The following is a 21834-nucleotide window of genomic DNA, read 5'->3' as shown; positions in this document are numbered from 1 at the left end:
CGTTACCGACCCCCTAACGCCAGCCCAATCGCCACGGCATAGCGCTCTCCGCAGTCCGGCAACGGAGGCTGCAGGCGATCAATCACGCGCCAGGGGTCAAAAGAGGTCTCATCGTCAGTACGGGTGGCGCAGTGCTGGATTGATTGACCATCGATCAGCAGGGAGAGTTGTGAAAAAGAAGAGGCTTCAGCGCACGGCAAACTGCCCCAGCCCTCCCGCGTTGCCCACAGCCAATGAGGATCGTGGCGCCATGCCAGGCCTTGCGAACCGGAGGGTAGCCAGGGGAGAAATGCCGCCAGCGCGCTGGCGTCCGGTACAATTCCCGCGATGCGCAGTTTCAGGCGGGCGGCGAGCTGGCGTAGCACGTCGATATCCAGGCGCTGCGCCGCCGTCACCCGCCACTCGTTCTTTGCCGGCGCGGCGCAATAATCGACGCATAGCGAGGCAGCGGGCATCTCCAGCTGTTGCGCCATCACGCTGGCTATCCAGGTTGCCCGCTCCCTGTCGCTGAGAGACAGCTGCGGACGCGGTAGCTGTTTTTGTAGCGTTCGGCTGGCCGGAAACGCAATGCTGACCTGATGCTGCAAAGGCAGCTCCCGCCGCCAGTTCTGCAACCGTTCGGCCAGCGCAACCACGTCAACCACCATGCCATGACGCACGATGCCGGGCGCCAGTTCGATATCCCACCAGCGGCATAACGCCCAACGGGAACGCGCGTAGCGCAGTGCGACCAGCACTATCGCGTCCTGCTGAATATGCATCCCGATTCGCCAGTTGCTGAAAGCCATGCTTACGATCTCCTTGTCCGCCATTACGGCTCGACTCTATCAATGCACCAGGCTTGCCTTTATACTACCGCGCGTTTGTTTATAAACTGCCCAAATTAAACTTAATGGGAAATCTCCGGTGAAGTTCGTAAAGTATCTATTGATCCTTGCAGTCTGTTGCGTACTGCTGGGAGCAGGCTCGGTTTTTGGCCTCTACAAATATATTGAGCCGCAACTCCCTGACGTTGCGACCTTGAAGGATGTGCGTTTGCAGATCCCGATGCAGGTCTATAGCGCGGATGGCGAGCTTATTGCGCAGTATGGCGAGAAACGCCGTATTCCCGTCACGCTGCAAAACATGCCGCCCGAGCTGATTAAAGCGTTTATTGCCACCGAAGATAGTCGCTTCTATGAACATCACGGCGTCGATCCGGTCGGTATTTTCCGTGCAGCCAGCGTCGCTATGTTCTCAGGCCATGCCTCACAGGGCGCCAGTACGATTACCCAGCAGTTAGCGCGTAACTTCTTCCTGAGCCCAGAGAAGACGCTGATGCGTAAGATTAAAGAAGCCTTCCTGGCGATTCGCATCGAGCAGTTGCTGAATAAAGACGAAATCCTTGAGCTGTATCTGAATAAAATCTATCTCGGCTACCGCGCCTATGGCGTCGGCGCGGCGGCGCAGGTTTACTTTGGTAAATCCATCGACCAGCTTAGCCTGAGCGAAATGGCCGTTATCGCCGGGCTGCCTAAAGCACCCTCGACGTTTAACCCGCTCTATTCCATAGACCGCGCGACCGCGCGTCGTAACGTTGTTCTGGCACGTATGCTGAACGAAGGCTATATCACGCAGACGCAATACGATCAGGCGCGCAGCGAAGCCATTGACGCCCGCTACCACGCACCGGAAATCGCCTTCTCCGCGCCGTATCTCAGTGAGATGGTCCGCCAGGAGATGGTCAACCGTTATGGCGAGCAGGCGTATGAAGATGGCTACCGCGTTTACACCACCATCACGCGTAAAAATCAGCAGTCGGCTCAGCAGGCCGTGCGCAATAACGTGCTGGATTACGATATGCGCCACGGCTACCGCGGTCCGGCCAACGTGCTGTGGAAAGAGGGGGAAGCGCCCTGGGATCAGGCGAAAATCATCGCCTCGCTGAAAAACCAGCCCGGCTACGGGCCGCTTGCTCCGGCGGTGATTACCTCGGCAAATCCGCAGGAAGCGCACGCGCTATTAAGTAATGGAACGTCGGTCACCCTGAATATGCAGGGCGTCCGCTGGGCGCGTCGTTTTATCTCCGATACCCAGCAAGGGGCGACGCCGCGCAAGGTCACCGATGTCCTGCAGTCCGGGCAGCAAATTTGGGTCCGCCAGGTCGGCGACGGCTGGTGGTTGTCGCAGGTACCGGATGTGAACTCGGCGCTGGTTTCGATTAACCCGCAGAATGGCGCCATTATCGCGCTGGTCGGCGGGTTCGACTTCAATCAAAGTAAATTCAACCGCGCAACCCAGGCCCTGCGCCAGGTGGGCTCAAACATTAAGCCGTTCCTCTACACCGCGGCGATGGATAAAGGTCTGACGCTGGCCAGTATGCTTAACGATGTGCCGATTTCCCGTTGGGACGCCGGTGCAGGTTCCGACTGGCAGCCGAAAAACTCCCCGCCGCAGTACGCTGGCCCTATTCGCTTGCGTCAGGGGCTGGGAGAGTCGAAGAACGTGGTGATGGTTCGCGCCATGCGCGCCATGGGCGTGGATTACGCGGCGGAATATCTACAGCGTTTCGGTTTCCCGGCGCAAAATATCGTGCATACCGAGTCGCTGGCGCTGGGATCGGCATCCTTTACGCCGATGCAGGTTGCGCGTGGTTATTCGGTGATGGCCAACGGCGGCTTCCTGATAACGCCATTCTTTATCAGCAAAATCGAGACCGATCAGGGCGGCGTGATCTTTGAAGAGCGGCCTAAAGTTGCCTGTCCGCAGTGCAACCTGCCGGTTATTTACGGCGAGACGCCGAAATCCGACGTGCTGGAAAATAAAGATGTCGAAGATGTCGCGACCTCTGCAACACCGCAGAACGCCGCGGTGTCGCCGCAGCCAGAGCTTGAACAGGTTAACCAGGCACTGGTTGCGCAAACCGGTTCTGCGGAATACGCGCCGCATGTGATCAGCACACCACTGTCATTCCTGATTAAGAGCGCCCTGAACAGTAACATCTTCGGCGAACCGGGCTGGATGGGGACCGGCTGGCGCGCCGGTCGCGATCTGCAGCGCCACGATATCGGCGGTAAAACGGGGACCACCAACAGCTCAAAAGATGCGTGGTTCTCCGGCTACGGTCCGGGCGTGGTGACGTCGGTATGGATTGGATTTGACGATCACCGCCGCGATCTGGGGCGGACCACCGCATCCGGCGCGATTAAAGATCAGATCTCCGGCTATGAGGGGGGAGCCAAAAGCGCCCAGCCAGCCTGGGATGACTTTATGAAACGCGTACTGGAAGGCGTACCTGAAGAGCCATTAACCCCGCCGCCTGGCGTGGTCACGGTCAATATCGACCGCAGCACCGGCCAGCTGGCGAGCGGCGGCAACAGCCGCGCCGAATACTTCATTGATGGCACACAGCCGACCCATCAGGCGGTGCATGAGGTGGGGACCACGATCACCGACGGCGGCGGGGAAACCCACGAACTGTTCTGACAAAAAAAGCGCCTGCGGGCGCTTTTTTTCTGTTTCTTGTTTGCAGGCCGGACGTCTACAGGCGTCCCTGAGCCCGTAGCCACTCACGGACCAAAAACAGGGCGCTGACGTTGCGCGCTTCGTTAAAATCTTCATCATCGAGCAGCGTCATCAGCTGCGACAGCGGCCAGCGTACCTGCGGTAAAGGTTCCGGCTCATCGCCGGGCAGCGATTCCGGGTACAGATCTTCTGCCACCAGAATATTCATCTGGCTGGAGAAATAGGACGGTGCCATGCTCAGTTTTTTCAGGAACGTCAGCTTATTAGCGCCGAAACCCACCTCTTCTTTCAGCTCACGGTTCGCGGCTTCCATGACGGTTTCACCCGGATCAATCAGCCCTTTAGAAAACCCCAGTTCATAAGATTCGGTGCCAACGGCATATTCACGGATCAGAATGAGATGGTCATCAACAATCGGTACAATCATCACGGCTTCACGCGTCGAAGGGCGCATGCGTTCATAAACGCGACGCACGCCGTTGCTGAACTCGAGGTCCACGCTTTCAACGTTAAAAAGACGCGAACGCGCTACTGTTTCAACATTGAGAATGGCGGGTTTTTGTAATGATTTGCTCATTGTTATCGATCTATGCTGTGATTCCAGGAGTCATTGTGCGATACGCAGCACGGTTTCGGCAATTCAATTCGCCACTTATTTACATAGTTGCAACTTCTGCTCTCAAAATCCGGGAATCAGAAAGATAAAAAAGTCAATAGGTTGAAATGTTTTTGAGAATTTACTGATTCCTGAATTTTCACGATTTTGATAAGCTTGTATGCTGCTGTATCGCACAATAAATTTTCCCGTATACATACGATATCTGCCGAGAGCACCCTGCAGGTTCACGCAAAGTGTTAAGCAACTAAAGACACCTGTAAGAAAAGAATAACTACGATGGGATGGGCATGGGCACCTTTCTGATTTCTTTCACAGCTCTGCTAATCTGCGCATTGCTTATCGGGTGGTGGTATCGATCGCATGCCAGGCGTCGCCGCCTCCCCCTCCTGCATGCCTTTAGCGATGCCGTCACCCGCACGCTTTCTGAGCCAGAACGCCGCGCGGTGGAAAAGTACCTTGAAGGTCTCAACAACGCCCGTCAGATGCCGGCGTCGGGGGCAAGCGTTGCCCCTGCCGTACTGTCTCTCACCCAACAGAGCGATACCGTCTTCACGGTGACCCGCGCCATTACGCGCTATGGCATTACCACAGATGACCCGAACAAATGGCGCTACTTCCTCGACTCGGTGGAGGTGCATCTCCCTCCCTTCTTAGAGCAGCATATCAATGATGAAAATAGCGTTGAGCTGATTCCTACCGACAGCCTGCCGCTGGTCATTGCGCTCAATGGCCACGCGCTCAGCGACTACCCGCAGGAGAGCCGCAGTTACGCCCTTGAACGGACATCGTCAACCCAGGCGTCAATCCGCGGGGAAGAGAGCGAGCAGATAGAGCTGTTGAGCATTCGCCAGGAAACGCCGGAGGAGCACGCGCTGAGCCGCCCGGATGGGCTGCGTGAGGCTATCTTTATCGTCACCTCGTTCCTGCTGTTTTACTTCAGCCTGATAAGCCCCTATGTTTTTACCCCGTGGCTACTGGTCGGCGGGCTGCTGTTACTGGCGGCGGGCCTGTGGGGGATCTATGCGCCGCCGCGTAAAACGTCGCTCCGGGAGATCCACTGCCTGCGCGGGATGCCCAAACGCTGGGGTCTGTTTGGCGAGAATGACCAGGAGCAGATCAATAATATCTCCCTGGGGATTATCGATCTGATCTATCCGCGCCACTGGCAGCCGTGGATTGCCCAGGATCTCGGCCAGCAGACGGATATCGATATCTATCTCAGCCGCCACGTCGTGCGCCAGGGGCGCTTCCTGTCGCTGCACGATGAAGTGAAACACTTCCCGCTGCAGTACTGGCTGCGTAGCGCCATTATCGCTATCGGCGCGCTGCTGGTGGTCGTGATGCTGTGGGCCAGCGTGCCGTTGAATATGCCGTTTAAGTTTACGCTTTCCTGGTTGAAAGGGGCGCAAACCGTGGAAGCGACGACCGTCGCCCAACTGGAGAAGTCGCAGGTGCGTATTGGCGATACGCTGCGATTGCAAGGTACCGGAACCTGCAATATCCACTCGCCGGATAGCTGGACGGCGAAAGAGAACTCGCCGTTTATGCCGTTTGATTGCTCGCAGATCATCTGGAATGACGCGCCTCCCCTGCCGCTCCCGGAGTCCGACGTCGTCAGCAAAGCCACGGCGCTGATGCAATCCGTGCAGCGTCAGCTCCATCCCGATCCGGACGATGATTCGCGCGTCAGCCCCACGCTGCGCTCGGCGATTCAGCAATCCGGGATGGTGCTGCTGGATGATTTTGGCGATATCGTCATTAAAACCAACAATCTGTGTGCGGCAAAAGATGACTGTACCCGTTTGAAAAACGCGCTGGTTAACCTCGGTAATACGCGGAACTGGGAAACGCTGACCAAACGCGCCAACTCGGGCAAGCTGGATGGCGTCAACGTTCTGCTGCGCCCGGTAAGCGCTGAATCGCTGGAAAATCTGGTGACCACTTCAACGGCGCCATTTGTCATTCGTGAAACCTCACGCGCGGCGCAGGCCCTTAACAGTCCGGCTCCCGGCGGTTTCCTGATTGTCAGTGATGAAGGCAGCGAGCTGGTGAGTCAGCCGTGGCCGACCACCAGCTTGTATGACTATCCGGCGCCGGAACAGTGGGGCGAACTGCAGCGGCTGGCCCGAATGCTGATGCATACGCCGTTCCACGCCGAGGGGATTGTGACCAGTCTCTATACCGATGCCAATGGCACACGGCACATTAACCTGCATCGCATTCCAGACCGTTCAGGCCTGTGGCGCTATCTGGGCACGACGCTGCTTCTGCTGACCATGCTGGGCTGCATGTCCTGGCACGGGGTCCTGACGATTCGTCGCTACCAGCGTCATCGCCAGCGAATGGAAGAGATACAGAAATACTACCAAAGCTGCCTGAATCCGGTACTCATCCCCTCGCCGGAACATCAAGAGTAACTCTCTGCGCGGCGGGGTGTGATACCCTGTCGCGCATTACCCCTCGCTGGAGACTCACCATGCATTTTGATATCGCCTGGCAGGAGGTTGATACCGTTCTGCTGGATATGGATGGCACGCTGCTTGACCTCGCCTTCGACAACTATTTTTGGCAAAAGCTGGTTCCTGAAACCTGGGGGGCGGCACGTGGGCTTAACCTGTCGGAGGCCAAAGAGGCGATGCGCCAGGAGTATCACGCGGTGCAGCATACGCTAAACTGGTACTGTCTGGACTACTGGAGCGAGCGCCTGAATTTGGATATTCGTGCGATGACCAGCGAACAGGGGCCAAGAGCCGCACTGCGTGAAGATACCGTCCCGTTCCTTGATGCGCTCAAGGCCAGCGGCAAGCGGCGCATCCTGCTGACCAACGCCCATCCGCACAATCTGGCGGTAAAGCTTGAACATACCGGTCTCGACGCACACCTTGATTTATTACTTTCTACCCACACATTTGGTTATCCGAAAGAAGATCAGCGTTTGTGGCGTGCGGTAGCGGAAGAGACCGGCTTTGATGCGCGCAAAACGCTCTTTGTTGACGATAGCGAGGCGATTCTCGATGCCGCGGCGCAGTTTGGTATTCGCTACTGCCTGGGCGTCACGAATCCGGATTCCGGACTGGCGGAAAAAAGCTATGCCCGCCACCCGGGACTGAACGACTACCGGCGCCTGATCCCTTCGCTGACCCCACAGGAGAGGCCATGAAAGAGAAGCCCGTCGAAGCCGTCAGACTGGACAAGTGGCTTTGGGCAGCCCGCATTTATAAAACCCGCGCGCTGGCGCGCGAGATGATTGAAGGCGGCAAGGTGCATTACAACGGACAACGCAGCAAGCCGGGGAAAGTCGTTGAGCTGGGCGCCACCCTGACGCTACGCCAGGGCAACGACGAACGTATCCTGCTGGTCAAAGGGATGACGGAACAGCGCCGACCTGCCAGTGAAGCCGTCACGCTGTATGAAGAGACGGCAGAAAGCATCGAGAAACGCGAGAAAATGGCGCTGGCGCGCAAAATGAACGCGCTAACCATGCCGCATCCCGACAGACGTCCGGACAAGAAAGAACGCCGCGACCTGATGAGATTTAAACACGGCGACAGTGAGTAATCGCCTATACCTGTAGGCACCGCTGTTGCCAGCAAGAGAGACCATTATGACTCAACACGATCAATTACATCGTTATCTGTTTGAAAACTATGCCGTACGCGGTGAACTGGTGACCGTCTCGGAAACCCTGGAACAGATTCTGGCGAACCACAGCTACCCGCAGCCGGTCAAAACCGTGCTGGCAGAGCTGCTCGTTGCCACCAGCCTGCTGACCGCAACGCTGAAGTTTGCCGGCGATATCACCGTGCAGCTGCAGGGCGATGGTCCTCTGTCTCTGGCGGTTATTAACGGCACGAATCAGCAGCAGCTGCGCGGCGTAGCGCGGACTCAGGGCGACATTCCGCAAGATGCGGACCTGAAAACGCTGGTCGGTAACGGGTATCTGGTCATCACCATCTCTCCGCATGAAGGCGAGCGCTATCAGGGCGTGGTCGGTCTGGAAGGTGACACCCTGGCGGCTTGCCTGGAAGATTATTTCCAGCGCTCAGAACAGCTGCCAACGCGCCTTATCATTCGCACCGGCGAACATGAAGGGAAGCTGATGGCGGGCGGCATGCTGCTTCAGGTCATGCCGGCGCAAGAGACGCAGGCCAATGATTTCGACCATCTGGCAACGCTGACTGAGACGATCAAAGCCGAGGAACTGTTTACCCTCTCAGCGACTGACGTCCTGTGGCGCCTGTATCACGAAGAAGAAGTGACCGTGTACGATCCGCAGAATGTGGAATTTAAATGTACCTGTTCCCGCGAACGCTGCGCCGGTGCGCTGAAAACGCTGCCGGATGAAGAGATCGACAGCATTCTCGCTGACGAAGGTGAAATTGATATGCACTGCGATTACTGCGGCAATCATTACCTCTTCAACGCCATGGATATCGCCGAGATTCGCAATAACGCATCTCCGGCCGACCCGCAGGTTCACTGATAATCCTGCCCGCCAAAGCCCGCGGCGGAGGTTTTCCGCCTCCGCCGCGCCTGTTGTCAACCATTTCCTCGCGTGATGAATCGATTTTCACTGAAAGAGTTACGTAATTTTCTTTCCAGAAAGCGATTACATTCACAATTCGGCAGTTTTTTTAATTACTTTTTAACCAATAAGAAACATCCATCCCCACCAACGACCAATTTCCTGAGATAATCACGCACGTTTCGTGACAGGAGTCACCGTGTTTTTCGTAAGTAAGGCGTTTGTCGAGATACGTAAATCTATGAGCCTAGTCGCGGTCTATACCCCGAAAGAACCCCTACAATTTGAAGCAGTATATATTATTGGCTAAGGAGCAGTGACATGCGCGTTAATAATGGTTTAACCCCGCAGGATCTCAAGGCTTATGGTATCAATGACGTTCAGGATATCGTCCACAACCCTGATTACGATACGTTGTATCAAGAAGAACTCGATCCCACTCTGGAAGGGTATGAGCGTGGCGTACTCACCGATCTGGGCGCGATCGCCGTCGATACCGGTATTTTTACCGGTCGTTCGCCGAAAGATAAATATATCGTTCGTGACGATACAACCCGCGATACCGTGTGGTGGTCTGATAAAGGCAACGGTAAAAACGACAATAAACCGCTCTCTCAGGAAACCTGGCAGCACCTGAAAGATCTGGTCACTCATCAGCTTTCCAACAAACGTCTGTTCATCGTTGATGCGTTCTGCGGCGCCAATGCCGACACGCGTCTGAGCGTACGCTTCATTACCGAAGTGGCCTGGCAGGCACACTTCGTCAAGAACATGTTTATTCGCCCGAACGATGAAGAACTGGCCAACTTTAAGCCGGATTTCATCGTGATGAACGGCGCCAAATGCACCAACCCGCAGTGGAAGGAACAGGGTCTCAACTCTGAAAACTTCGTTGCCTTCAACTTGACCGAGCGAATCCAGCTGATTGGCGGCACCTGGTACGGCGGCGAAATGAAGAAAGGGATGTTCTCTATCATGAACTACCTGCTGCCGCTGCAGGGCATCGCATCGATGCACTGTTCCGCTAACGTGGGTGAGAAAGGCGACGTGGCGGTCTTCTTTGGCCTCTCCGGCACCGGCAAAACCACTCTCTCCACCGATCCGAAACGCCGTCTGATCGGCGATGACGAACACGGCTGGGATGACGATGGCGTCTTCAACTTCGAAGGCGGCTGCTACGCCAAGACCATTAAACTCTCCGAAGCCGCAGAGCCAGATATCTATCACGCGATTCGCCGTGATGCGCTGCTGGAAAACGTGGTGGTTCACGCGGACGGCACGATTGATTTCGACGACGGTTCGAAAACCGAGAACACCCGTGTCTCCTACCCGATCGATCATATCGAGAACATCGTTAAGCCTGTCTCGAAAGCGGGCCATGCCACCAAAGTTATCTTCCTGACCGCGGATGCTTTCGGCGTGCTGCCGCCGGTATCGCGCCTGACGGCAGACCAGACCCAGTATCACTTCCTTTCTGGCTTTACCGCTAAGCTGGCCGGTACCGAGCGTGGCGTCACTGAACCGACGCCAACCTTCTCCGCCTGCTTCGGCGCCGCGTTCCTGTCGCTGCACCCGACGCAGTATGCGGAAGTTCTGGTAAAACGCATGCAGGCATCCGGGGCACAGGCTTATCTGGTCAACACCGGCTGGAACGGTACCGGCAAACGTATCTCAATTAAAGATACCCGCGCCATTATCGACGCCATTCTCGACGGGTCGCTGGACAATGCCGAAACCTTCACCCTGCCGATGTTCGATTTGCAGATCCCAACCTCGCTGCCTGGTGTCGATACGCACATCCTCGACCCGCGCAACACCTACGGTTCGCCAGAGCAGTGGCAGGAGAAAGCCGGGCAGCTGGCGAAGCTGTTCGTAGAGAACTTCGAGAAGTACACCGATACGCCAGCGGGCGCCGCGCTGGTCGCTGCCGGTCCGAAACGCTAACCGTGTAGCCATCGTGTAGCCATAAAGAACAAGCCGGGCAATGCCCGGCTTTTTTATGCTCTCGCGCCGACTCGCGCGATTCAGGCGGCCGCTTAGCTCTCTTTGCTCTGCTTCGTTGGCATTAACGCGCGTTGAACCGGCACCGGCAGCCAGGCGCGAATCAACAGCCCGCCCCGCTCGCTGGAGCCAATCTCCAGGCGACCGTTATGGTTATCGATAATACGCTGCACAATAGCCAGTCCCAGCCCGGTACCGCTGGTGCTGCGGGCGCTATCGCCACGAACGAACGGCTGGAACAGATGCTCGCGTTGTTCCGGCTTAATCCCCGGGCCATCGTCCTCAACCTGGAACCAGGCGCTGCTCGCTTCGCTACCGCTGCTGACCTTAATCCAGCCGTTGCCGTAACGCGCGGCGTTAACCAGCATATTGGCCAGCGCACGCTTGATAGACAGCGGATGAATGCGCAGCGGAATCTCGCCAGCCTGCAGGTCCGTCGCAATTTCGCGTTCGTAACCGCTTTCCGCCGCGATAACCTCGCCCAGCACGGCGTTCAGGTCCGCCAGCTCCATCGGCATCTCCTGGCCCGTGCGCAGGTAATCAATAAACTGCTCGATGATGGCGTTACACTCTTCGATGTCTTTGTTGATCGACTCGGCAAGGTAACCGTCCTCTTCCCCCATCATCTCCGTCGCCAGGCGAATACGCGTCAGCGGCGTGCGCAGATCGTGGCTGACGCCGGCCATTAACAGCGTACGATCGTCCGCCAGCTGTTTTACGCCAGCGGCCATGTGGTTAAAGGCCCGGGTGACCGAACGGACTTCGGATGCGCCGTATTCCCGCAGCGGCGGCGGAATAATGCCGCGCCCGACCTGCAGCGCCGCATGTTCAAGATCGACCAGCGGCCGGTTCTGAATACGGATAAACAGCCAGGCGCCGCCAATCGCCAGCAGCATAATCGCCAGGGTATAGCGGAACAGCGGCGAGAAGTCGCCCTGATGGATTTCCGTCAGCGGTACGCGCACCCAGATATTGGGCGACAGCCAGGTTTTCAACCACACCACGGGGGAGCTTTTGTTGACCTCGACCCGCACTTCGGTCGGCCCACCCAGCTGGTGCGCCATCTGCTGACTTAAAAACTCATAATGCTGCGCCCAGCGCAGGCCCGCGTCTTCCGCCGCTTCATTGGAATAGAGCGAAATGCCCAGCTCGCGATAAATTTCGCGGCGAAACGCCGGCGGCACCACCAGCTGGGTGCCATCCTCCAGCTGCAGTTTATCGGTCATCAGCATACGTACTTCGTATGCCAGCACCTTATTAAACTGCTGGAGGCTCGGTAGAATCGCAAAATTCAGCACCACCAGGTAGGTCGTCACCAGGCTGACAAACAGCAAGGTGACAATCAACAACAGGGTGCGAGCAAACGAGCTTCGCGGCGAAAAGCGCACGCGTTTCATGCCTTAGAGCCGTCCGGTACGAAGACGTAGCCAAGCCCCCACACGGTCTGGATGTAACGCGGATGTGCCGGATCCTCTTCGACCATGCGGCGCAGACGGGAGATTTGTACATCGATGGAACGCTCCATCGCCGAGTATTCGCGACCGCGAGCAAGATTCATCAGCTTGTCACGGGAGAGCGGCTCACGCGGATGACTCACCAGCGCTTTCAGTACCGCAAATTCACCGCTGGTCAGCGGCATCGGCTCATCTTCACGGAACATCTCACGAGTGCCGAGATTGAGCTTGAATTTACCAAAGGCGATAACCGCCTCTTCCTGCGATGGCGCGCCCGGCAGCTCATTGGCCTGACGACGCAGCACGGCGCGGATACGGGCCAGCAGCTCACGCGGGTTGAACGGTTTTGGAATATAGTCGTCCGCACCGATTTCGAGGCCGACGATACGGTCAACCTCTTCCCCTTTCGCCGTGACCATGATGATCGGCATCGGGTTGCTTTGGCTACGCAGACGACGACAAATGGAGAGGCCATCTTCGCCCGGCAGCATCAAATCCAGCACCATCAGGTGGAAGGACTCACGAGTCAACAGGCGATCCATTTGTTCAGCGTTGGCGACGCTTCGAACCTGGAAGCCTTGCTCGGTCAGATAACGTTCGAGCAGCGCGCGCAGGCGCATGTCGTCGTCGACAACCAGAATCTTATAATTCTCTTGCATTGTTTATACTCCCAAAGGTTCACTGCAATGGTCAGTGCGTATTCTCAAAAAAGCCCGGGTCGCCGACCAGCTAAATCTGGTATATATTCCGGGCTAAATTGTTACAAAGCATATTTAACAGCAGCTTAAGTATACATTTAATCATAAGACACATTATTTATCCTGTCGGTATTATTACGCACTGCGAATTGTGCGCAACCGCACATCGTCGCACACAGTGTCCGACAATCAGAAGGTAGAACGATAAATGAAGACGCCGCTGATCACCCGTGAAGGGTATGAAAAACTTAAAAAAGAAATGGACTATTTGTGGCGTGAAGAGCGTCCGGAGGTCACCAAAAAAGTGACCTGGGCGGCAAGCCTGGGCGACCGTAGCGAAAATGCCGATTACCAGTACAACAAAAAGCGTCTGCGCGAAATCGACCGCCGGGTACGCTATCTCACCAAATGTCTGGAGCATCTGAAGATCGTCGATTACTCCCCGCAGCAGGAGGGCAAAGTGTTTTTCGGCGCGTGGGTTGAAATCGAAAACGATGATGGCGACATCAAGCGCTTTCGCATCGTCGGTTATGATGAAATTTTCGGACGCAAAGACTACATCTCTATCGACTCGCCGATGGCCCGCGCGCTGCTGAAAAAAGAGGTCGGCGACCTGGCGGTGGTCAACACGCCCGCCGGCGAAGCCAGCTGGTACGTCAACAATATCGAATATGTGAAATAACGCGCCCGGAACAATCTGAGAGCCTGATGCAGCGACTGGCATTTTGCCGTGTCAGTCCGTATAACTATCCCCTGATTTTCGATCCACAAGATGAAATAGACATGATGAATGATTCGCTCTGCCGCATTATTGCGGGTGAACTTCAGGCCAGGTCTGAACAGGTAGAAGCTGCCGTTCGCCTGCTTGATGAAGGGAACACCGTGCCGTTTATCGCACGCTATCGTAAAGAGGTCACCGGCGGTCTGGATGACACGCAGTTGCGTAATCTGGAAACCCGGCTCGGCTATCTGCGTGAACTGGAAGACCGCCGTCAATCGATCCTCAAATCGATCGGCGAACAGGGTAAGCTGACCGAGGCGTTGGAAAAGGCGATTAGCACTACGCTGAGCAAAACCGAACTCGAAGACCTGTACCTGCCCTATAAACCGAAGCGCCGCACCCGTGGGCAAATCGCCATTGAAGCCGGGCTGGAGCCGCTGGCGGACCTGCTGTGGAACGAACCGTCCCACGACCCGGAAACAGAAGCCGCGAAGTTTGTCGCTGCCGATAAAGGCGTCGCCGATACCAAAGCCGCACTGGATGGCGCGCGTTATATCCTGATGGAGCGTTTCGCTGAAGATGCTGCGCTGCTGGCGAAGGTGCGCGACTACCTGTGGAAGAATGCGCATCTGGTGGCCACGGTGGTGAGCGGGAAAGAAGAGGAAGGGGCAAAATTCCGCGACTACTTCGATCACCATGAACCTGTCGCTACCGTCCCGTCGCATCGCGCGCTCGCCATGTTCCGCGGTCGTAACGAAGGCATCCTGCAGCTGGCCCTGAATGCCGATCCGCAGTTTGACGAGCCGCCGAAAGAGAGCCATTGCGAACAGATTATTATCGACCATCTCGGTTTACGGCTGAACAACGCCACAGCCGATAGCTGGCGTAAAGGGGTTGTCAGCTGGACATGGCGCATTAAGGTGCTGATGCATCTGGAAACCGAGCTAATGGGCACCGTGCGCGAACGCGCGGAAGATGAAGCCATCAACGTGTTTGCCCGTAACCTGCACGATCTGCTGATGGCCGCCCCCGCCGGGCTGCGCGCCACCATGGGCCTCGACCCGGGTCTGCGTACCGGCGTAAAAGTCGCCGTGGTAGATGGCACCGGCAAACTGGTCGCCACCGATACCATCTATCCGCACACCGGGCAGACCGCCAGGGCAGCGGTTGTCGTCGCCGCGCTGTGTGAGAAGCACAACGTTGAGCTGGTCGCTATCGGCAACGGCACCGCCTCCCGCGAAACCGAACGCTTCTTCCTCGATGTGCAGCAGCAGTTCCCGAAAGTCACCGCGCAGAAAGTCATCGTCAGCGAAGCCGGGGCTTCCGTCTACTCGGCTTCCGAACTGGCGGCCCTGGAGTTCCCGGACCTCGATGTTTCTCTGCGCGGCGCCGTTTCAATCGCCCGCCGTCTGCAGGATCCGCTGGCCGAACTGGTGAAAATCGATCCGAAATCCATCGGCGTGGGCCAGTACCAGCACGACGTCAGCCAGTCGCAGCTGGCGCGCAAGCTGGATGCGGTGGTCGAAGACTGTGTTAACGCCGTCGGCGTGGATCTGAACACCGCTTCCGTGCCGCTGCTCACCCGCGTAGCGGGCCTGACGCGGATGATGGCGCAGAATATCGTCGCCTGGCGCGATGAGAACGGCCAGTTCCAGAACCGTCAGCAGCTGCTGAAAGTCAGCCGCCTTGGTCCCAAAGCCTTCGAGCAGTGCGCCGGGTTCCTGCGCATCAACCACGGCGACAACCCGCTGGATGCTTCCACCGTTCACCCGGAAGCCTACCCGATCGTTGAGCGCATTCTGGCCGCCACCCGGCAGGCGTTAAGCGATCTGATGGGCAACAGCAGCGAGTTACGCAATCTGAAAGCGGCCGACTTCACCGATGAAAAATTCGGTGTGCCAACCGTCACCGACATTATCAAAGAGCTGGAAAAACCCGGCCGCGACCCGCGTCCGGAATTTAAAACCGCGAAGTTCGCCGATGGCGTGGAAACCATGAACGACCTGCTGCCGGGCATGATCCTTGAAGGTGCGGTCACCAACGTCACTAACTTTGGCGCCTTTGTCGACATCGGCGTGCACCAGGATGGCCTGGTGCATATTTCGTCGCTGTCAAATAAATTCGTCGACGATCCGCATACCGTCGTCAAAGCTGGCGATATCGTGCAGGTTAAAGTGATGGAGGTCGACCTGCCGCGTAAACGTATCGCGCTGACCATGCGTCTGGACGAGCAGCCGGGCGAGAGCAACGCCCGACGCGGCGGCGGTAACGATCGTGCGCAGGGCGCTCGTCCGGCGGCAACAGCGGCGAAACCGCGCGGTCGCGAGGTACAGTCAGGTGGCAACAGCGCCATGATGGACGCACTGGCAGCGGCCATGGGTAAAAAACGCTAATCCCTCCCCGGCCCCTCATTGCAGGGGCCATTTTTCCCGACCCTTTCTCTGACCCAATAGAGGGTTACTGCAAAACCGCTTAGCGGCGGCGAATAAAGGCGGGTAAATAAGTTAATTCTCAAGGTTTCATTTTATTAACCAATGAAACCTTAATTAAACATTAGATGACAAAATAAATATTCCCCTTATTTATCGCTACAGCGCAGACCTTGCGCCATATCAAAGAAGCAGCATATTTCCGGCAAATGGTGCTTATTAAGCCATTTATGTATTGATGATAAAAACCATTATCATTATCATCATTTGCAGTAAGTTTCTGTTTTTCTCCGTTGGCTATGCTCTCCGGTGCTGTGCGATGAGCGCACACGGAAAACTCTCGTTCAGTTAGCGATTACAGGTAGGCCCTATGCAATTCACTCCTGATAGTGCGTGGAAAATCACGGGTTTCTCTCGCGATATTAGTCCGGCTTATCGTCAGAAACTGTTGTCTCTTGGCATGCTGCCAGGATCCTCTTTTAATGTGGTCCGCGTCGCGCCGCTCGGCGATCCCGTACATATCGAAACCCGGCGCGTAAGCCTGGTATTACGCAAAAAAGATCTCGATTTAATAGAACTGGAAGCGGTCGCACAATAACACCTGATCCGGTACTCAGAGTCTGAAATATGAAAAAGTTAACTCTTGGTTTAATTGGTAATCCGAACTCCGGTAAAACAACATTATTTAATCAGCTTACCGGTGCCCGTCAGCGCGTCGGCAACTGGGCCGGGGTCACCGTCGAGCGCAAAGAAGGGGCCTTTACCACCACCGACCACCAGGTCACGCTGGTGGACCTGCCCGGCACCTATTCGCTGACGACTATCTCTTCACAGACCTCTTTAGATGAGCAGATCGCCTGCCACTATATCCTCAGCGGCGATGCCGACATGCTGATTAACGTGGTCGACGCTTCAAATCTGGAACGCAACCTCTATCTGACACTGCAATTACTGGAGCTGGGCATCCCCTGCATCGTTGCCTTGAATATGCTGGATATTGCCGAGAAGCAAAAAATCCGCATCGACGTTGACGCGCTGGCGGCCAGACTGGGTTGCCCGGTGATTCCGCTGGTCTCGACTCGCGGACGCGGTATCGAAGCTTTAAAAATGGCCATCGATCGCCACCAGCAAAATACGTCGCTTGAACTGGTGCACTACCCGCAGCCGCTGCTGCGCGAAGCCGAAAAGCTGGCTCAGGAGATGGTGCCGGAGATCCCCCAGCGTCAACGCTGCTGGCTGGGTCTGCAAATGCTGGAGGGTGATATTTACAGCCGCGAGTATGCCGGGAACGCTGCGCATAAGCTCGATGATGCCCTGGCGAATCTGCGCGCGGACATTGACGATCCGGCGCTGCATATCGCGGATGCCCGCTATCAGAGCATTGCCGCCATCTGCGATGCCGTCAGCAACACGCTCACCGCTGAGCCGAGCCGTTTCACCACCGCGATGGACAAAATCATCCTCAGCCGCGTGCTGGGACTGCCCATCTTCTTATTTGTCATGTACCTGATGTTTTTGCTGGCGATCAACATCGGCGGCGCGTTACAGCCCATCTTTGACGCCGGTTCCGTGGCTATCTTTATTCACGGTATTCAGTGGCTGGGCTATACCCTGCATTTCCCGGACTGGCTAACCGTTTTCCTTGCCCAGGGGCTGGGCGGCGGTATCAACACCGTGCTGCCGCTGGTACCGCAAATCGGCATGATGTATCTGTTCCTCTCCTTCCTTGAGGATTCCGGCTATATGGCGCGAGCGGCCTTCGTCATGGACCGCTTGATGCAGGCGCTGGGGCTGCCGGGGAAATCCTTCGTTCCGCTGATTGTCGGCTTCGGCTGCAACGTACCGTCGGTCATGGGCGCGCGCACGCTGGATGCGCCGCGCGAACGCCTGATGACCATCATGATGGCGCCGTTTATGTCCTGCGGCGCGCGCCTGGCGATCTTCGCCGTATTCGCCGCCGCGTTCTTTGGTCAAAACGGCGCGCTGGCGGTCTTCTCGCTGTATCTGCTCGGGATCGTGATGGCTATCCTGACCGGCCTGATGCTCAAACACACCATTATGCGCGGCGAAGCATCGCCGTTCGTGATGGAGCTGCCGGTCTACCACGTCCCGCATATCAAAAGCCTGGTCATCCAGACCTGGCAGCGGCTGAAAGGCTTTGTGCTGCGCGCGGGTAAAGTTATCGTCATCGTCAGTATTTTTCTTAGCGCCCTGAACAGCTTCTCGCTCAACGGTAAGCTGGTGGATAACATTAACGATTCGGCGCTGGCCTCCGTCAGCCGTATTATCACGCCGGTTTTTAAACCGATTGGCGTGCATGAAGATAACTGGCAGGCCACCGTCGGGCTGTTTACCGGCGCCATGGCGAAAGAGGTAGTCGTCGGGACGCTGAACACGCTTTACACCGCCGAAGATATTCAGAATGAAGCGTTTAATCCGCAGGAATTCCACCTCGGCGACGAACTGCTGGCCGCGCTGGACGAAACCTGGCAGAGCCTGAAAAACACCTTCAGCCTGAGTGTCCTGGCTAACCCTATCGAAGCCAGCAAAGGCGATGGTGAAATGGGAACCGGCGCGATGGGCGTCATGGGCAGCAAATTCGGCAGCGCGGCGGCCGCCTACAGTTACCTGATTTTCGTTCTGCTCTATATTCCGTGCATCTCGGTGATGGGGGCCATCGCTCGCGAATCCAGCCGCGGCTGGATGTCATTCTCCATCCTGTGGGGACTGAACATCGCCTACTCGCTCTCCACGCTGTACTACCAGACCGTGAGTTTCAGCCAGCATCCGCGCTACAGCCTGGTGTGTATTCTGTCGGTGGTGCTGTTTAATATCGTGGTCTTTGGCCTGTTACGCCGGGCCCGTAGCCGGGTTGATGTCTCCCTGCTGGCTACGCGGAAAACGCCGTCATCCTGCTGCCAGAGTCCGGCGGGCGACTGTCACTAAGGAATTATCATGGCATCGTTGATTGAAGTACGCGATATGCTGGCCCTGCAGGGGCGGATGGAGGCGACGCAGCTCAGCGCTCGCCTGCATACTCCGCAACCGCTGGTTGATGCCATGTTGAGTCGTCTGGAAGCCATGGGGAAAGCCGTGCGCATAACGGAAGACGCGGACGGCTGTTTGTCCGGGAGCTGCAAAAATTGCCCTGAGGGGAAAGCCTGCTTGCGAGAGTGGTGGGCGCTGCGCTGATAACCCCTGGGCTAAGCCCCTTAAGTCGTAAAACCAAAGCGGGTCCTGAGACCCGCTTTGGCTTATTTGTAGACGTCGGCGTTAGCGTGAACGGTTTTCTCGTTTTTCGAACCGGCAATCACCACAAAGTACTTGCCGCCCAGCTCATCCGCCTTCTTCGACAGATCGCGCTTTGCATCCATCGGTGAAGTCGTTCTTGAAGTCGTAATGCTGCCGATTTTCGTCAGCTTCATTGACGCCACTTCATCTTTTTGAATCTCTTTCGCTGCAAACGCACCAAAAGACAGGGAGCCAATCACCAGAGATGCAACAATACCCGTCATTATTTTCATAGCCTCAACTCTCCATAAGGTTGTTTTTATTGGCCACGGGGGCGACAGAAACGCATTCTCCCCGCGACAACCTAAGTATTGCTATGGTCGGGATTTTTGCCACAGCCCGCTAAAAATAATTGCGCAGGCGATTTTTCAACGCCACCAGAGGCTCACAGAACGCCTGCGGGTGCGAGATGAACGGCGCATGGGCCGCCTTGTCAAAGACCACCGATTCACTCTGCGGCCATAATGCATCCAGAACCGGGACAATTTTGCGCGGCACCAGGCCATCCAGTCGGCCATACAGCCGCAGGAACGGCTGCGCGAATGCGGACAGCGGCTGGCGTAAATCGGCCGTTTTCAGGATCTCCAGCCCGCCGTTCAACACCTCTGAAGGCGGCATCGGCAACGACAGCACGGTACTTTTCAACGCCCGGGCATCCTGACGAGCGCTTTCCGTCCCCATCGTTTGCAGCGCCAGAAACCGCTCCACGGTACGCTGGAAGTCTTCGCTCAACTGCTGCTGAAACCCACTCAGCACCTCCGCTTTAATTCCAGGCCAGTCGCCATCGGCGCCAAAACAGGGCGAAGAGGCCACGGTGACCAGCGCCTGTACGCGCTCGGGGTGGTGCAAGGCAATCTGACTGGCCACCAACCCGCCGAGGCTCCAGCCCAGCCAGATAGCCTGTTTCGGGGCTTGGCTCAGAACCTGCTGCGCCATCTCCTCCAGCGACAGGGCGCCAAAGCCGCTGCTGCGACCATAGCCCGGCAGGTCAACCAGATGCAGCGTAAAGTGCGAGGCCAGTTGCGGCGTCACGCAATCCCAAACCCTGGCATTCAGCCCCCATCCGTGCAGGAGCACAAGATGACAATTTCCTTCACCGACGGTTTGCCACCAGATGTCGTTCATCAGTTACTGTTCTCTTTCCACTATGACGAGGTGAAATATGCTAACAGCACACAGCTTATGCTGGCTATGCCAAATGCCGGTGGCGATCGCCAGCTGGGGCATCTGCTCCCGCTGCGCCGCCTCTCTGACACATCCCCCGGCGCTTTGCCCACGCTGCGGCCTGCCGGCAGCGGCCGGCAAACTTCCCTGCGGTCGCTGCCTGCAGAATCCACCGCCGTGGCACCGGCTGGTGACGGTCAATGATTACCGGCCGCCGCTGAGCGGTTTGATCCATCAGCTTAAGTTTTCCCGTCGTCCGGAACTGGCGCCAGCGCTGGCGCGTCTGCTGCTGTTACGCGTTCGCCAGAGAGAAGAATGTCCCCGACCAGACCGTCTCGTCAGCGTCCCGCTGTGGCAGCGCCGTCAATGGCGACGAGGCTTCAATCAAAGCGACCTGCTATGCCGACCGTTGGCGCACTGGCTGCAGTGCGCCTGGCACCATGATGCCGTGCGCCGCAACCGGCGCACGGCGACCCAGCACCACCTCTCCGCACGCTTGCGCAAACAGAACCTGAAAAATGCCTTTCAGCTTGAAATATCGGTACGCGACCTCCATATCGCCATTGTGGATGATGTCGTCACAACCGGAAGCACCGTCGCTGAAATATCCCGCCTGCTTTTGCGAAACGGCGCCGCGACGGTTCAGGTATGGTGTATATGCCGTACCTTGTAGACCCCTGCTGATGGGCGTATTATAACCCAGTAAAATAGTCAACTATTAGGCCAACGCTATGATCCGTATTTCCGATGCTGCACAAGCGCACTTTGCCAAATTGCTGGTAAATCAGGAAGAAGGGACACAAATTCGCGTATTTGTGATTAATCCCGGCACCCCTAACGCTGAGTGCGGCGTATCCTACTGCCCACCGGATGCGGTGGAAGACACCGACACGGCGCTGAAGTTTGAGCAACTGACGGCGTATGTCGACGAACTCAGCGCGCCGTACCTGGAAGACGCTGAAATTGACTTCGTCACCGATCAGCTTGGCTCTCAGCTGACGCTGAAAGCGCCGAACGCCAAGATGCGCAAAGTTTCCGACGACGCTCCGCTGATGGAACGCGTTGAATACCTGCTGCAATCGCAGATTAACCCGCAGCTGGCCGGCCATGGCGGACGCGTCACGTTGATGGAAATCACCGAAGACGGTCTGGCTATCCTGCAGTTCGGCGGCGGTTGTAACGGCTGCTCAATGGTCGATGTAACCCTGAAAGAAGGGATCGAGAAACAGCTGCTGAACGAATTCCCTGAGCTGAAAGGCGTGCGCGATCTGACCGAACACCAGCGCGGCGAGCACTCCTACTACTAAGTACGCCCCCTCTTCCCGATGTTAAGCCCGGCGGCATTTACCCTGCCGGGCTGTCCCTGCCAATGTTACCGCGCAACATTTGCCCCTGAGCCGCCCGGCAAAAGCCCGGCAAAGAGTATGA

19 protein-coding genes are annotated in these 21834 nt (G+C 56.8%); 13 read left to right on the top strand and 6 right to left on the bottom strand.

The window, feature by feature from the left end; all coding sequences use genetic code 11:
- Nucleotides 1-2 precede the first annotated feature (2 nt).
- Nucleotides 3-788, bottom strand: coding sequence for a type IV pilus biogenesis protein PilM (locus tag Electrica_RS01680; RefSeq protein WP_142255828.1), 786 nt, complete (start codon nucleotides 786-788; stop codon nucleotides 3-5).
- 118 nt (nucleotides 789-906) lie between these two features.
- Between Electrica_RS01680 and mrcA the strand changes: the two genes are divergently transcribed.
- A complete protein-coding gene (gene mrcA, locus Electrica_RS01675) occupies nucleotides 907-3465 on the top strand; it encodes a peptidoglycan glycosyltransferase/peptidoglycan DD-transpeptidase MrcA (protein WP_160704316.1) in 2559 nt (852 codons plus the stop codon).
- A 55-nt stretch (nucleotides 3466-3520) separates the two neighbouring features.
- Here the strand turns inward: mrcA and nudE are convergent, their stop codons facing one another.
- Nucleotides 3521-4081 carry an ADP compounds hydrolase NudE gene (gene nudE, locus Electrica_RS01670; RefSeq protein ID WP_141963216.1) on the bottom strand — a complete coding sequence of 187 codons (561 nt, stop codon included), beginning with the start codon at nucleotides 4079-4081 and terminating at the stop codon, nucleotides 3521-3523.
- 329 nt (nucleotides 4082-4410) lie between these two features.
- Between nudE and Electrica_RS01665 the strand changes: the two genes are divergently transcribed.
- The 5 genes from Electrica_RS01665 to pckA all read left to right on the top strand — a co-directional run bounded on the left by Electrica_RS01665 (nucleotide 4411) and on the right by pckA (nucleotide 10592).
- On the top strand, nucleotides 4411-6540 hold the full coding sequence (locus Electrica_RS01665; protein ID WP_141963214.1) for an intracellular growth attenuator family protein: 2130 nt from the start codon (nucleotides 4411-4413) through the stop codon (nucleotides 6538-6540).
- Nucleotides 6541-6599: 59 nt separating this feature from the next.
- Entirely contained in the window at nucleotides 6600-7283 is a 684-nt protein-coding gene (gene yrfG / locus Electrica_RS01660) for a GMP/IMP nucleotidase (RefSeq protein WP_100684437.1), read from the top strand.
- Nucleotides 7280-7681 (top strand): ribosome-associated heat shock protein Hsp15, encoded by a 402-nt coding sequence (hslR, locus tag Electrica_RS01655; RefSeq protein WP_141963212.1) that lies wholly within the window; start codon nucleotides 7280-7282, stop codon nucleotides 7679-7681. The genes yrfG and hslR overlap by 4 nt, the downstream gene beginning before the upstream one ends.
- Before the next feature lie 46 nt (nucleotides 7682-7727).
- Nucleotides 7728-8606 (top strand): Hsp33 family molecular chaperone HslO, encoded by an 879-nt coding sequence (gene hslO, locus Electrica_RS01650; protein ID WP_100684439.1) that lies wholly within the window; start codon nucleotides 7728-7730, stop codon nucleotides 8604-8606.
- Nucleotides 8607-8969: 363 nt separating this feature from the next.
- Nucleotides 8970-10592 carry a phosphoenolpyruvate carboxykinase (ATP) gene (gene pckA / locus Electrica_RS01645; protein ID WP_141963210.1) on the top strand — a complete coding sequence of 541 codons (1623 nt, stop codon included), beginning with the start codon at nucleotides 8970-8972 and terminating at the stop codon, nucleotides 10590-10592.
- Between the two features lie 92 nt (nucleotides 10593-10684).
- Here the strand turns inward: pckA and envZ are convergent, their stop codons facing one another.
- Both envZ and ompR read right to left on the bottom strand, forming a co-directional pair.
- The gene (envZ, locus tag Electrica_RS01640) at nucleotides 10685-12046 is read right to left on the bottom strand and encodes a two-component system sensor histidine kinase EnvZ (protein ID WP_100684441.1); all 1362 of its coding nucleotides are present in this window, start codon (nucleotides 12044-12046) and stop codon (nucleotides 10685-10687) included.
- Nucleotides 12043-12762 (bottom strand): osmolarity response regulator transcription factor OmpR, encoded by a 720-nt coding sequence (ompR, locus tag Electrica_RS01635; RefSeq protein WP_001157751.1) that lies wholly within the window; start codon nucleotides 12760-12762, stop codon nucleotides 12043-12045. The genes envZ and ompR overlap by 4 nt, the downstream gene beginning before the upstream one ends.
- Before the next feature lie 247 nt (nucleotides 12763-13009).
- On the opposite strand from ompR, the gene greB reads away from it, so the two are divergent.
- The 5 genes from greB to feoC all read left to right on the top strand — a co-directional run bounded on the left by greB (nucleotide 13010) and on the right by feoC (nucleotide 19143).
- Nucleotides 13010-13483 carry a transcription elongation factor GreB gene (greB, locus tag Electrica_RS01630; RefSeq protein ID WP_131049140.1) on the top strand — a complete coding sequence of 158 codons (474 nt, stop codon included), beginning with the start codon at nucleotides 13010-13012 and terminating at the stop codon, nucleotides 13481-13483.
- A 101-nt stretch (nucleotides 13484-13584) separates the two neighbouring features.
- On the top strand, nucleotides 13585-15915 hold the full coding sequence (locus tag Electrica_RS01625; RefSeq protein WP_141963208.1) for a Tex family protein: 2331 nt from the start codon (nucleotides 13585-13587) through the stop codon (nucleotides 15913-15915).
- A 406-nt stretch (nucleotides 15916-16321) separates the two neighbouring features.
- Nucleotides 16322-16549 carry a ferrous iron transporter A gene (gene feoA, locus Electrica_RS01620; RefSeq protein ID WP_004868486.1) on the top strand — a complete coding sequence of 76 codons (228 nt, stop codon included), beginning with the start codon at nucleotides 16322-16324 and terminating at the stop codon, nucleotides 16547-16549.
- Between the two features lie 29 nt (nucleotides 16550-16578).
- Entirely contained in the window at nucleotides 16579-18897 is a 2319-nt protein-coding gene (gene feoB, locus Electrica_RS01615; protein WP_100684444.1) for a Fe(2+) transporter permease subunit FeoB, read from the top strand.
- Nucleotides 18898-18906: 9 nt separating this feature from the next.
- Nucleotides 18907-19143 carry a [Fe-S]-dependent transcriptional repressor FeoC gene (feoC, locus tag Electrica_RS01610; RefSeq protein ID WP_141963206.1) on the top strand — a complete coding sequence of 79 codons (237 nt, stop codon included), beginning with the start codon at nucleotides 18907-18909 and terminating at the stop codon, nucleotides 19141-19143.
- A gap of 62 nt (nucleotides 19144-19205) precedes the next feature.
- On the opposite strand, the gene Electrica_RS01605 is transcribed toward feoC, so the two are convergent.
- Nucleotides 19206-19475: a YdgH/BhsA/McbA-like domain containing protein gene (locus Electrica_RS01605; RefSeq protein ID WP_100684446.1), complete on the bottom strand. Its 270-nt coding sequence runs from the start codon at nucleotides 19473-19475 to the stop codon at nucleotides 19206-19208.
- A 109-nt stretch (nucleotides 19476-19584) separates the two neighbouring features.
- On the bottom strand, nucleotides 19585-20367 hold the full coding sequence (bioH, locus tag Electrica_RS01600) for a pimeloyl-ACP methyl ester esterase BioH (protein WP_141963204.1): 783 nt from the start codon (nucleotides 20365-20367) through the stop codon (nucleotides 19585-19587).
- 37 nt (nucleotides 20368-20404) lie between these two features.
- Here bioH and gntX point away from each other — a divergent pair, with 37 nt between their 5' ends.
- The gene (gene gntX, locus Electrica_RS01595; RefSeq protein WP_131049144.1) at nucleotides 20405-21079 is read left to right on the top strand and encodes a DNA utilization protein GntX; all 675 of its coding nucleotides are present in this window, start codon (nucleotides 20405-20407) and stop codon (nucleotides 21077-21079) included.
- Nucleotides 21080-21137: 58 nt separating this feature from the next.
- Nucleotides 21138-21713: a Fe-S biogenesis protein NfuA gene (gene nfuA / locus Electrica_RS01590; RefSeq protein ID WP_032690439.1), complete on the top strand. Its 576-nt coding sequence runs from the start codon at nucleotides 21138-21140 to the stop codon at nucleotides 21711-21713.
- Nucleotides 21714-21834 lie beyond the last annotated feature (121 nt).

This window comes from Klebsiella electrica, assembly GCF_006711645.1.
In the GTDB taxonomy this organism is placed as follows: domain Bacteria; phylum Pseudomonadota; class Gammaproteobacteria; order Enterobacterales; family Enterobacteriaceae; genus Klebsiella; species Klebsiella electrica.
Note: the sequence above shows the minus strand (reverse complement) of the source record. Positions and strands in the feature narration are given on the sequence as shown.